This window comes from Nitrospira defluvii (genome assembly GCF_905220995.1).
Lineage (GTDB): Bacteria > Nitrospirota > Nitrospiria > Nitrospirales > Nitrospiraceae > Nitrospira_A > Nitrospira_A defluvii_C.
Genome location: NZ_CAJNBJ010000010.1, coordinates 21,648 through 32,176, shown reverse-complemented (window position 1 = coordinate 32,176; position 10,529 = coordinate 21,648). Strand labels below are relative to the sequence as shown.

The 10,529-nt window shown below is 57.4% G+C and carries 4 protein-coding genes; all 4 read right to left on the bottom strand.

The window, feature by feature from the left end; genetic code table 11:
* Positions 1–72: 72 nt before the first annotated feature.
* A complete protein-coding gene (locus KJA79_RS11365) occupies positions 73–3,516 on the bottom strand; it encodes a molybdopterin-dependent oxidoreductase (protein ID WP_213042168.1) in 3,444 nt (1,147 codons plus the stop codon).
* A gap of 485 nt (positions 3,517–4,001) precedes the next feature.
* Positions 4,002–5,423, bottom strand: a complete 1,422-nt coding sequence (locus KJA79_RS11360; protein WP_213042167.1) for a sigma-54-dependent transcriptional regulator — start codon at positions 5,421–5,423, stop codon at positions 4,002–4,004.
* Between the two features lie 1,448 nt (positions 5,424–6,871).
* Positions 6,872–7,186 (bottom strand): quaternary ammonium compound efflux SMR transporter SugE, encoded by a 315-nt coding sequence (sugE, locus tag KJA79_RS11355; RefSeq protein ID WP_213042166.1) that lies wholly within the window; start codon positions 7,184–7,186, stop codon positions 6,872–6,874.
* 211 nt (positions 7,187–7,397) lie between these two features.
* Complete coding sequence (locus tag KJA79_RS11350; protein WP_213042165.1) at positions 7,398–10,529, bottom strand: efflux RND transporter permease subunit; 3,132 nt, start codon at positions 10,527–10,529, stop codon at positions 7,398–7,400.

Here is a 10,529-nt window from a genome sequence, read left to right as displayed (position 1 = left end):
TGGTTCGCATTCGTTTCAAGTATCGAGGACGAAGTGCCGAGAGGTCTCCCCCTCCGGCAGACTCCCTCTGCCCTAGACCTTGATCTTGATATGTTCACCCTTAAGCCACTTGATCATGAACTCGTTTTCCTGACCCGGTGTGAAGCCGGTCCGGACTGGTTCCCACGGCCCACGGGCTCCGATGCCGCCGTCTTCCGCCTTGGTGATGCGGATCAAGCATTCCTTCGGAACCGTGTTGATACCATGGTGATCGATGGCATAGCCCCACTTGAACTTCCAGGCAATCGTGTGTTTACCGGGGAGTGAGTCGGTCTGGTGCATCGGCATCAGCCAGTTTCTGGTAAACGACTGTTGAGCGCCGTACCGGAAGTTGGACTGATAACCGGTGTCCACCGCGATGGCGCGTCCGTCTGGCCGCGTCTCGTGTCCTTTCACCGACTTCGCCGTGGCAACGTACGGGGCGTGCTTCGCCATCGTGACGTGGTACGGATACGCCGGGTTGTACTTGGCACGAATCATCAAACGGGACACCTTGTAGAACGGATCCGAAGGCTTCCAGCCGCGATAGGGCCGGTCCACCGGGTTGCCGTCGACAAAGACGTAGTCGCCGTCGTTGATGCCGCGGTCTTTCGCCGCCTGCGGGTTGATGTGCAACTGGTGTTCGCCGACACCCGGTGTCCGTTTGTCCATGCGGTACGGATCGCCGAAGTTCGACTCATAGATCTGCACCCAGTCGTTCACCGACCATTGGCTATGCACCCGGTGCCGGGTCTTGGGCGTGACGCAGTAGAACTGGTAGCCCTTTTCCCACAACGGGTTCGGATGCCGCTTGATTTCCGCCCACGGCAGCTTGATGTTCCGCACGTGCTTGTCATCATGGTGCTGCGCGGTGATCGGAATCCCGTAGTCGTCCGGCCGAATGAACGGATTGTTTGAGAAAATCGCATTCGGCAGATACGGCGTACACTCCGGGCCTTCCCGGTGGGAGATGAAGTTTTCGCCGTATTCAATGGCTTCCGGCTCAATACGGTAGGTCTCGATACGACCCGACCGCGTCCACTGGGGCTTGGACTCGTTGGTCTCTTCCCAGAGCGGGTGGCGCGGATAGGTACGTCCCATGACCATCCAACCCTTTTCCGACTTCAACATGACGTCTGCGCTGTATCCGTAGCAAGTGGCGCTGGCATCCAGCATCCGCTGCGGATACACGTCGACGCGGTTCATGTAGACGAAGTGGAACACGCCACGGAAGCGCGCATCGCCGGTCATTTCTGACAGCTTGGCTGCGACGCCGGCGAACGTGTCCGCATCGTTGCGGGTGTCGTACAGCGGACGGATACCACCCTTCCAGATCTGAATCCACGGGTTGGATACCGTGCCAGTCATTTCCGGATAGGTGAACTCCATCCACGAGTTACACGCAAACGCCACATCGGCATGGTTGACGTCCGAGGTCATCTCGATGTCCTGAGTGACGATCATCTCGATGTTCGGATCGACGTTCTTCACCATGTCATAGTGGTGCTTGGCGTTGTTGAGGATGTTCACGTTGGTGACCCAGCGGACTTTGCTGGGGCTCGGCATGTGGGTCTTGCCGGTGAACACCTTCCGTCCGTACTTCGGCGTGTTGACGATCAAGGCCGTATCACCATGGTTCCAGTAACCGACTTCTTCACCATAGTAGTACGAACGGGTCTTGATCTCTTTGCCGTGAGCGTTCGGATCCAAGGTCAGGTTGAACGGATCCTCACCGGTATGCACCGCGAGGCCCGCGCCGGACCAAGGCACAGCGTTCCAGATACCGGCCTTGTAGTTACCAGACCAGGTATGGCAGCCCGTTCCGAACTTTCCGATGTTGCCGGTGATGGTCATAATGAACGCCGCCGCCCGACCCATTTCCGTCATGTGGAAATAGTGACAGACGCCTTCGCCGTTATGCATCGCGGCCGGCTTGATCGTGCCCGAATCCCGCGCCCACCGGACGATGAGGTCCTTCGGCGCACGGGTGATCTGGTGCGTGGTATCCAGGTCATAGTCCTGGAGGTGCACCTGATACATCTGATAGATCGGCATCACGTCGATCTCGCGACCGTTGAGCAGCTTCACCCGGTGGGTACCGGTCAATGCTGGATCAATGCCGCTTGCCTTGAAGTGGAAGCCGACCTGTTCACGGTGCAGAGGGACGGCTTGTCCCTTCGCCAAGTCCCAGACCATCATGCCGCCGAGCCGTTCAATTTGCTCGGGCTTCAAGGACTGGATGCGTCCCGAATAGCTCTTGGAGAAATCCGGGAACTTGTAATCCGCGATCACATCGCGCGGATCGAGATACTGGAGGGTATCCGTCCGTACGAGCAACGGCAGGTCGGTAAATTCCTTGATGTAATCGATGTCCTGCAAGTTTTCATCGAAGATGATCTTTGCAGCACCGAGGAAGTTCGCACCATCGGTCTCCGGCCGCAGAGGAATCCAGTAGTCTGCGCGGTAGGCCGTTGGGTTGTACTCCGGCGTAATGACGACGATGCGAGCGCCGCGCTCGATGGACTCGAGCTTCCAGTGCGCTTCCGGCATCTTGTTCTCGACGAAGTTCTTACCCCAGCTGGTGTTCAGCTTGGAGAAGCGCATGTCGGAGAGATCCACGTCGCAGTTCTGGGTCCCGTTCCAGAACGGATGGGACGGATCCTGGTCGCCGTGCCAGGTGTAGTTGGAATAATACTTTCCGCCCTGCGCCTTTTCGGCATCGACCTTACGAATCCAGGAGTCCAGCAACGGCAAACATCCGCCGTTGAAGCGGGTGTTCATCATCTTGCCGACGATGCCGAGCACCGGCATACCAGCGCGATGCTTGAAGGTCCGTACGCCTGCACCCTTCATCATTTCGATCATTTCCGGAGCATACCCCTGCTCGCGGAGACGACGGGCACCGGCTTCACCGCTGTAGCGCGTCGCGATCAAGATCGCGGCTTTGGCCACGTAGGTGAAGGCCGTATCCCACGACACCCGGTTGAGGTCGTCGAGGAAGCGGCTGTCGAATTTGTACTTGCGCTTCACATCGGGCGTCAGCTCAGGGGAGCCGTCGTCCATCCACTGCTTCCAGCCCTTCCGCATCAATGGACCCTTTAAGCGATAGGGACCGTACACGCGACGGTGGAAGGTGAAGCCCTTCAAGCACATGCGCGGGTTATGGGCGAACGTTCCGCGGTTGCCGTAGAGGTCTTCGTAGGTTTGGTGGTCATAGTTCTGCTCTACGCGCATGACGACACCGTTCCGGACGAAGGCCCGGACGCGACAGCCGTGGGTGTCGTTCGGTGAGCAGCACCAAGTGAAGGATGAGTCGTACCGGTACTGGTCGTGATACACACGCTCCCAGGACCGATCCGGGTACTCACCCAGCGGGTTCCCAACCTCGATGACCGGCTGCAGGGCGGTCAGCGCGAGGACTTTGTCCGCCACGGCCACGGCCGCGACGGTTCCCGCCGAGATTTTGAGAAACTGTCTCCGTGAAACGGAAACCTGCATAATAGCTACCTCCTTGTGAGGCGCATGAGTCCCTCATGCACCTGTTCGTACGACTTCACTACACTCACACGAATGCAAGTTCGTCTAGTGGGCCTCCTTTCTTTGTGTCGAATTGGAAACATTCGTCCCTCACAATTCGAAAATGTCGAGCGGACATTCGCTCGCGGTAGGAAGATATTACAATTCGCGTGCCGTTACCGCTCGAGATCACACCAAAGTTCCGTCTGAATAGAGTGATATTATTTCAATGTAATCAATGTCTTAAGATTTGACTCGAATGGTGTTTGAGGGAGCGAAACGGAGGATGGGGTGGCGAAGTCAGAAAGTGCTGACTGTAGCAGTAGAGATTGAACGCAAGTTATTGATATATAATCAATATTGTGTGTCTGTGAATACGGACGGCTCTGTTTTTATTGTATTTGTTCAATAAAAACAATAGCTTGTGATTATGGTTCGCGGCGAGGTGTCATGATTTGCTAACACCGCTATTTTTCATCTTTGGTGTAGCGGCGCATGATCTCATGGAAGTAGGAGCGCGGGAGGCCGGAATCCTGGGCGGCATGGGTGACGTTGCCTTGATGGATCGTTAGTTTGGTGGAGATATACCGTCGGTTGAACGCTTCCAGAACTTGTTCTTTCGCCTTGGCATAGGGTAGGTGGAGATAATCCTCATCGGGGATCTCTCGCTGCCGGTGGTCTGGAATCGCCAACATCCCTGCGACATCGGCGACGCTGATGCGATCTCCCTTGGCGAGCATGACGGCCCTTTCCATCACGTTGCGGAGTTCCCGCACGTTGCCCGGCCAAGGGTAGGCCACCAGTTCCGTCACGGCCGTGGGGTGAAGATCCTCCACGTGCTTTGAAAACTCCTTCGCGTAGCGTGCGATAAAGTGCCGGGCAAGGACGGGAATGTCTTCCGTCCGCTCCCGCAAAGGCGGCACGCGGATGACCATGACATTGAGGCGAAAAAAAAGATCTTTTCTGAATTCGTTCCGCTTCACCTTTTCAGCCAGGTCCTGATTCGTCGCGGCAACGAAACGGACGTTAACCTTCCGTTGCTGCGTGCTGCCGACCGCACGCACTTCCCCTGCCTCCAGCACGCGTAGGAGCTTGGCTTGCAGATTCGCCGGCAAGTCGCCGATTTCGTCCAGGAAGACGGTGCCGTGACTCCCGGATTCAATCAGGCCGGTTCTGTCGGACACCGCACCGGTAAATGCGCCGCGGACGTGGCCGAACAGTTCGCTCTCCACCGTGCCTTCTGAAAAGGTGGTGCAGTCCACGACTTGAAACGGGCCGTCGCTGTCGAGGCTCCGCTCGTGAATCGCCTTGGCGATCAGTTCCTTGCCGGTACCGGTCTCTCCGATAATCAGCGTGGTCGAAGGGACACGGGCGATCGCTTCGATCATAGCCATCACATTCCGGATTGGCGCGCTGACCCCGACGAGGTTTTTGAAGGGGATTCGAGGGGCGGCAGGTTCATCGGGACTGGCCTGCAGGAGTATTTCCGACATCCGCATGGCTCGATGAATGCGGGCCGCCAGATCCATCGGGTCGTAGGGTTTAACGACATAATCAAATGCCCCGTGGCGCATGGCATCGATGACCGTCTCCGTTGCATCCACCCGGCTCAGGATAATGACCGGGATGCGTCGGTTCAGGTCCTGAACGCGCCGCAGCAGCTCAATGCCGCTGATGCCCGGCAAACGTACATCGGCGATGATGAGATCAACGGGCTCTTTCTGGAGGCGTTCGATCGCTCCTTCGGCCGTCGCGTTGATGACCAGCGTGATCTCATCGTCTTCATGGCGGGGTAGCTCTTGTTCAACCGTGCGCAGGAACAGATCCACGTCCCCCGCGTCGTCCTCGACCAGCAGAATCGTGAAGGGTTTTTGTTTGGTGCTTGCCATACGTATTGTTTCGGGACACAAGTGCCGTCTGCTCGAACAGATACCCCCACTCCTTGTCCCGGTCGAGAGCGTTCAACGGGAGCGTGGAGGAGGCTGATGACCGGCAGGCTCCTGGTGCATTCGTTCTTATCTTAGGAGGCGAGACTAAAGTAAATCAACTGCTTGCGTGGAGCGACCCAGTCTTGACCCCAAACGCAGGTATGAGTGAATGCATGGTGGGCAGGGTTGACGGGCCGGGTGATCTCGTTGCGGCTAGTTGCCTCCATGCAAGACCAGGTGGGATGCGTCGTTCATTCGCTCGCACTCATTTCCCTGATACGGCATTGCGCTTAGGGTGAAGCTTGGCTGATCGTCTGGAGGGCGGGGGACGAACGGTGTAAAGGAAGATCCCTCGGCGAAAGTTGCGCCTGGAGTTTGAGAAGGCGCTGTTACCGTGACGGCGTGCCTGGGGCCGATGAATAGTGGCCTCAGGTCCCAATGTTCATCGAGTACCGGCGCCAGCGGTCGTGGGTGGAGGCTTTGTGGTTGAACGGTGGTATAGCGGGCGAGGGCCATCTTTATCCGCCGGCGAGTGGTTGCAGGTGTCGTCTGGGCATGCCTGTTGGTTGTAGTGAGTGGCCCGCTTGAATTCGGGGCCAGCAGCAGGGGCCCGTCGTAAGGCTGGCTGATCGATGAAGACTCCGAGATCTGGTGGCTCGACGCTGTCCCGATTGCATCTAAGGGATCCGAGACTGTTGCGCACATGAGCACTGCCTGAAGCCACAAGGCGGAACAGGTGTGCATGCTTCGCCACCTTTCCCCGGAGATAGCTGTTGCGTTGACCAGACCGCCGTCGGTGTCGGTATGGCACGGTCGCATGTTGTGAATGTCGACGCATATTTCGTTCCATGTTTCTTGAGTTTCGGTCTGAGCGATGTTGAGGTGGGAGGTGGCGGATTGGTTGGAGTAATTGGGGCCGAACCCGCCTGTTTTTGCGCTCGACCAATGTCTCGGTCTCTCCCTGGAGGAAGTCGCACGGGGCTCCGTGTGCGGATTCGAACGATCGGGCGGAGTATCCCGTAGGCTGCTCGGCCGCTGCTCATAGATAGAAGCCCTCGCATCACCGTTCGAACATGACGAGCCCAGTGCAGCCATCGGCATCATGATTGCGAGAGAGGCGTTCGAGTCGTGCAGGCTGTAGGGCTGCTCGTGATCCCTCAGGCGGCCGAGTCGTAGGAGAGGTGAGTATGGCGTCTGAGCGAATGGGATTCGAGAGATCACTGAGCCAGTCGTGGCCGCAGGAAAGAAGCGGTCGGAGTTGTTACAAAGGTACCCTCAACCAGCACTCGCCGAGTGTGTGGCTGTGGTGCGGCGGGGTGCTGCGCTTGAGGAGTCGCAGTAGAAACGATTCCAGTGGAGTCGATAGGCCCAGGACAACCGGTCGAACGTGTGTCTGCACCGACCGTGGTTCAGGCGCTGCTTTTGAGCCCGATGATGCCGAGTATGATGCAGAGGAGTGAAGCGACTTTGATGAGCGACACAGTCTCGGCAAAGATGACCATGCCTAACACCGCTGTGCCTGCAGCCCCGATGCCTGTCCAGACCGCATAACCTGTGCCGACAGGGATACTCTTTAACGCTTGGGCAAGACAGCCAAAGCTGGCCGCCATGGCGACGAGCGTGACGGCCGTGGGCCAGAATCGGGAGAATCCTTCCGTATACTTGAGTCCGATGGCCCAACAAATTTCCAGCAATCCGGCGACAACCAGGAACGTCCATGCCATAGGATTCGATTCATATCCTTCCTGTGGGGGAATGGGACTGTGTGACTCAGCTGAACCAGACACGCTCTCGGTTTGCGCATCATACAGCATCATGTGCGTGATACCACCTCGGCATCTCACTAGCCTGCATGATTTCGCGAGCCGTTGTGCATCACGCGGGGCCAGGGATGGGTTGAGAGTGTGGCCGTAGCCCGCGCAGAAGTCGATGTGGTCATGCCGTTCGTTCCTCGCTGCGGGCACCGGGGGCATCCGGCCGATCAAACCATTGGTAGAGCACGGGCAGGACGATCAACGTCAACAGGGTAGAACTGACGAGCCCGCCGATGACGACGACGGCGAGGGGACGTTGCACTTCCGATCCAATCCCATGGGCGAACGCGAGCGGTATTAAACCGAGGAGGGCGACCAGCGCAGTCATGAGCACCGGTCTGAGTCGAAGCGTGCATCCTTTGATGATGGCTTCGTCGCACGGAAGGCCATCCTCACGCAGCTTGTTGAAGTAGGAGACCAGGACAATTCCGTTGAGCACTGCTACGCCGAACAGGTTGATGAACCCCACCGAGGCCGGGACACTCAAATATTCACCTGTCAGCCAGAGTGCGACGATCCCCCCGATCATCGCGAACGGCAAGTTCATGATGATCAGCGCGGCATGGCGGACAGAATTGAAGGAGGCAAACAAGAGCATGAAGATCAGGCCGATCGTGATCGGCAAGATGATTTTCAATCGTGCCATGGCTCGCTGCATGTTCTCGAACGAGCCGCCCCATACCAAATGATAGCCGGTGGGGAGATGAATCTCTTTCGCAATTTTGGCTTGCGCTTCTGCGACGACACTTTCGATATCACGACCCAAGGTGTTGAACCCGACGTAGATCCGGCGCTGCAGGCCCTCGCGACTGATTAACGAGGGGCCTTCTTGCAGCTCGACCGTGGCGAGATCTCCGAGGGGAATCAAGGCGCCGGAAGACGTCGTCAGCAAGATGTTCTTAATCGTGTCGACGCTGTTGCGGTATTTCTCAGGATATCGCAACGTCAGATCGAATCGTTTGTTTCCCTCATACACGTGGGTCGCCGGTTCTTGCCCGATTGCCGTGGTAATGATTTCCTGAACATGGGCGACATTGATGCCGTGGCGAGCGATTTTGCTCCGATCGATATCGATGGTGAGGTAGGTCTGTCCGAAGAGCTGTTCGACCCGCACATCGCCCACGCCCCTGACCGATGCCATGATGGTTTGAATTTTTTCCGCGGTACTTCGCAGAATCGACAGATCGTCCCCGAGTATCTTGATGGTCGCTTCCGATCGGACGCCGGACAGCAGCTCATCCACGCGTTGTTGGATCGGTTGGCTGAGCAGGTAATTGGCTCCAGGCACTTTTTCAATGCGCTTGCGGACGGCATCGTCCAGGGCCGATTTGGTCTTGGCCGTGGTCCATTCGTCCATCGGACGGAGACTCACGACCGGGTCACTGGCATTCGGCTCCTGAGGGTCGTTTCCCATCTCCGAGCGGCCGATCTTGGACACCACCATGCGCACTTCCGGAAACTCCATCACCGCACGCTGCATTTCTTTTTCAATTTCGATGGATCGATCCAGCGCGATACTGGGGTAGCGAATGGTCTGGGGCGAAATGGCCCCCTCGTTCAAGATGGGAATAAACTCTCCCCCGAGAAAAGGAAACAGCGAGAGACTGGCGCCTAGGAGCCCGAGCGCGAGGGCCAGCACGGTGACGCGATGCCCCGTCGCCCAGCGCAGGGTTGGGAGGTAGGCCCACTTGGCCCAGCGAAGCAGGAACGTGTCCTCCTCCGTTCCTCGCTTCAGCGCCATAGCGCAGAGCACAGGGGAAAGGGTGAGGGACAAAACCAGGGATACCAATAACGCGATGATGATCGTATTGGCGAGCGGCTGAAACATTTTCCCTTCCATGCCCTGCAGCGTCAGAATTGGAAGGAACACGAGGATAATGATCAGGATGCCGAAGATCACCGGTTGTCCGACCTCGGTGACGGCATGCAGAATGACGTCGGTTTTACTGAGACGGTCGTCTCGCTGTTCGGCGAGATGCCGATACACATTTTCCACCACCACAACGGAGCCATCGACCATCATGCCGATGGCAATGACCAATCCGCCGAGTGACATGAGATTGGCCGTCAGTCCGACCTGGTCCATGATGATGAAGGTGACCAGCGGCGTCACGATCAAGGTGGCCGTGACGATGAGGGCGCTTCGCACGTTGCCAAGAAACAGAAACAGGATGACGACCACGAGCACAATGCCCTCAAGCAGGGCTTTGTAGACCGTATCCAGCGCCGCCGTAATCAGTTCGATCCGGTCGTAGAACGGAATGATGCGCAATCCATCCGGCAAGAGCCGTTTGTGGTGAATTTCTGAGATTTTGTCCTTGATGGATTGCACGACGTCTCTGGCGTTGCCGCCGCGTAGCATGAGGACGATGCCGGTAATCACTTCGTGCTTCCCATTCAGCACGGCGGCACCGTGGCGGACGGCATGCCCGATCCGGACTTCCGCCACATCCCGAACGTAGACGGGGGTACCACCCACCTGTTTGACGACGATGTGGTCGATGTCTTCCAGCGTCTTGATCAGCCCGACACCGCGCACCACATATTTTTCGTCGTCTTTTTCAAGGATGTTCCCGCCAGCATTGGCGTTGTTCTTCGCCACGGCATCGAATACATCATGAAGCGCCAGGCCGTATTTGCGAAGCAAACCCGGTTCGACCATGACCTGGTACTGTTTGACGAATCCTCCTAGCGAGTTCACATCCACGACATCGGGGAGCCCTTTGAGCAGCGGTCGAATGACCCAGTCCTCAATGGTCCGCCGCTCCATGAGGTCGGAATCACTCATCACAAAGTCTTTGTCGTTGTCGTGTGGTCCCTCAAGATAGAATTGATAGACTTCCCCCAATCCGGTGGTATTCGGGACCAATTGCGATGTGGAGCCAGGCGGCAGCAGCTCTTGAATTTCGAGTATTCGTTCGAGCACGACCTGCCGGGCCAAATAGATATCGATATCGTCCTTGAAGACGACGGTGATCATCGACAGGCCGACCTTTGAAAATGAGCGAATGTCCGTCAGCCCCGGCGCCCCCATCAGCTGGAGTTCCATGGGAAAGGTGACGAAACGTTCCACTTCCGCCGGAGACATGCCGGGCACTTTGGTGACGACCTGGACCAGCACGGTGGTGACGTCCGGAAAGGCGTCGATGGCGATGGTGCGGAACGCGTAGATCCCTCCGGCGGTCAAAATGCACGCCATGACGACGACCAGGACACGTTGACGGAGAGCGAAGGCCAGAAGAGAAGACAGCAT